This window comes from Bradyrhizobium sp. INPA03-11B (assembly GCF_040446015.1).
In the GTDB taxonomy this organism is placed as follows: Bacteria; Pseudomonadota; Alphaproteobacteria; order Rhizobiales; family Xanthobacteraceae; genus Bradyrhizobium; species Bradyrhizobium macuxiense_A.
On sequence record NZ_JASGSR010000248.1, the window covers coordinates 1 to 2,827 of the forward strand.

A 2,827-nucleotide genomic window follows, 5' to 3' on the forward strand; every position below is an offset into this window, starting at 1 on the left:
CTCTCGAGCACCTTGGTCAGCTGATCGTTGTTCAGCCGCATCCGTTGCGCCATGCCGCCATACGACTGCTCGATGTCGTTGGCGGTGGGATCGACGCCGAATTTCTTGGCTTCCTTGATCTTCACCTTCTCGTCGATCAGCTCGTCGAGGATGGCCTTTCGATCGGGGTTCTTGCCGCCGGTCAGGGCGTTCAGCTTGGCGCGCTGCTCGATGTCGAAATTGGTGATCGGTTCGCCATTGACCATCACGGCGATGGTCTGGGCGTGCAGGCGCGCGCCGCCCCCCAGCAGGAGGAAAAGAGCCAGCAGGGAGCTCAACACGAGCGAGTGGCGGCGCGTTGGCGGGCTAGCGGTCGTTGGTATGGTCATGTCAGCCGTTTAAACCAATTCAAGCCGGGGCCACAGGCCCGCGGGCAATACAAGCCCCCCTGGTAGGCCCTCACTTGCTACTGCATGCCAGCCGAACTGCTGGTCGTGGAGGTCTGGGCGATCGTCCGCAGCCCGATCTGGAACATGATCGCGTGGCTGAGGACGGGCGGCTGCGAACCGGCCTGGTAGGTATAGGACGTGACGTAGTTGGCAGCCAGCACGAAGCAGTCGTCCACATAGCCCGCGCCCAAGGCATACTGGTTGATCTTGTTCGCTTCAAGATCCCAGCGCGCCGCACCCTGAACCACCCAGTTCGAGGCCACCTTGATCGAACCGCTGGTGAGGATGCCCTCGCGGCGCGTCAGGTAGCCGAGTTCCGGCTGCGCTGCGTAATCGCCATACGTCACGGCGACCGACCAGCGGTCGAAATTCGCGCTCGCCGTGGCCTCGAACCGGTTGATGTTCCAGGTCGCTTCATCCATCCGCGAGCGGACGCTGAAGGTGTAGGTGCGGTTGGGCGAGTAGGCGAGGCTTGCGACGTAGTCCGAGCGCGGGTTCTGCAGGCCGGAGTCGATTCCGGTGTTGGTGACGTCGGCGACCGCGAACGAGTTCATCCCGAACATCTGGTAGGACTGTCCGAACATCCCCTTGATGGCGCCGCCGTGGTCGAACTGCGTGGTGGCCTGCACGCCGACATTGGCGCGGCTGCCGCCCTCGACGCGGTCGTAGCCGGAGAACTTGTCGACCGCGAACAGGTTCGAGGTATCGAACACCAGGCTCTGCGCGTCCTCGTTCGGAAGCTTGCCGGCATTGGGTTCGTTGGGCCGGATGATGACCTGCGCAATCGGCTCGACGGTGGTCGTGCCCCACGGCTGCACATTGATGAAGGGGTAGCGGTATTCGAGGCCGACGGTCGGCATCAGGCGGACCGTCTGGGTGTCGCCGACCGGCAGGTAGCTGGAAACGCCGGGCTGGTTCGAGACGTCGGCATTGATCGCATCGGCGCGGACGCTCGCGAACGGCGTCCAGATCTGGCCGAACGGGTCGGTGTAGGACTTACGCCACTGCGCCTCGGCCGTCAGCCTGGTGTAGGTGCCGGGCATGCCGCGCAGCAGGCACTGCGACGGCGTGCGCGCCATCGGATCGGCCGACGTGGTCAAGCACAGGCTGTTGGTGTTGGCTGTCGTCGTGATCGGATCGAACACCGCGGTTTCGCGGGTCAGGTTGACGAAGTTCATCTTGTAGCTGAACTCGCCGCCCAGGATGTTTTGGTTGATCACGTTGTTGTAGTCGATCACCGGCGCGACCACCGGGACCTGGTTCTGGTTACCCGAGTAGCTGAGATAATAGATCGCGCGCGCATCGAAGAAGCTGCGGTTGCCGACCCCGGTCAGATAGAGCTGCGAGATCGCTTCCGTCGGCAGCGACAGGAACGATCCGAACGGGTCCTTGTACTGGGCGAGCCGGTAGTCGGACATGAAGAAGTAGTCGGACAGCAGGACGCCGTCCCAGCCCCAGACCCATTTGTCGTTCAGTGCGAACTGGCCCTTGGTGTCGACGCCCCAGCGGAACTGGCGGTCGCCCGGCTGGCCGGTAAACTGCTTCTGGTCGAGCTGGTCGATGCCGTAAAGCCGGATCTGATAGGCGCCGTCCGCGAAACGTTGGCGGAATTCGGTCTGCATCAGCACGCCCTGCTTGGACGTGATGCGCGGACTGAAGGTCGCGTCCATGTCAGGCGCGATCGCCCAGTAATAGGGAATTTCGACGCCGTAGCCGAAAGCCGTGTAGCTGGTGAAGCCCGGCATCAGGAAGCCGCTCTTGCGCTTCACCGTCGGATCCGGCGTCGAGAAGTAGGGCAGATACGCCATCGGAACGCCGAAGAACTCGAGCTGGGCGTTCTCGAAATAGAGCATCTTCTCGGTCTGGTCATGGATGATGCGCGCGCCCTTGACCTGCCAGAGCGGCGGCTTCTTCGGATCATCCTTACAGGGTGCGCAGGCGGTATAAACGCCGTTGTCGAACACCGTGTAATTGCCGCTCGACCGATCGGCGCGGGTCGCCGCCATGCGGGTCTGGTCTTCCGTATCGACGCGCAGCGAATCGACGAACCCGTCGCGGTAGTCGTCGCTGAGGTCCAAGATGTTGGCGTAGGTGATCTTGCCTTCCGCATCGGTCATGCGGATGTTGCCTTCGGCATGAAGACGCTTGGTCTTCTGGTCGTAGATGACCTTGTCGGCCTCGACGCTGGTGCCGTTGTAGAACATCTGGACGTTGCCGACCGCCGAGATGCGCGAGTTGTTGTAGTCGTAATCGACCTCGGTCGCCTGAACGAGCATCTGCCCGTCATTCTTGGCCGGCGGGCGGACCGGCTTCGGCGGACGCGGATTGTAGGTGAACGCCTGCGCGGCAGCCGGCGTCGACGTGACGACGTCGAGCGCGCTGACCATGACGAACGCGGT

Annotated in this window: 1 protein-coding gene and 1 pseudogene; both read right to left on the reverse strand. The window is 62.9% G+C overall.

What is annotated here, in order from left to right; all coding sequences use genetic code 11:
• Positions 1-245, reverse strand: a pseudogene (locus tag QMZ05_RS40635) (peptidylprolyl isomerase); the annotation flags it as partial.
• Positions 246-445: 200 nt separating this feature from the next.
• Positions 446-2,815 carry an LPS-assembly protein LptD gene (locus QMZ05_RS40640; RefSeq protein ID WP_353705862.1) on the reverse strand — a complete coding sequence of 790 codons (2,370 nt, stop codon included), beginning with the start codon at positions 2,813-2,815 and terminating at the stop codon, positions 446-448.
• Positions 2,816-2,827 lie beyond the last annotated feature (12 nt).

Bases quoted from the DNA above. Each gene is read 5' to 3' on its own strand.
- QMZ05_RS40640 (WP_353705862.1), bottom strand. From the start codon at position 2,815: ATGGTCAGCGCGCTCGACGTCGTCACGTCGACGCCGGCTGCCGCGCAG.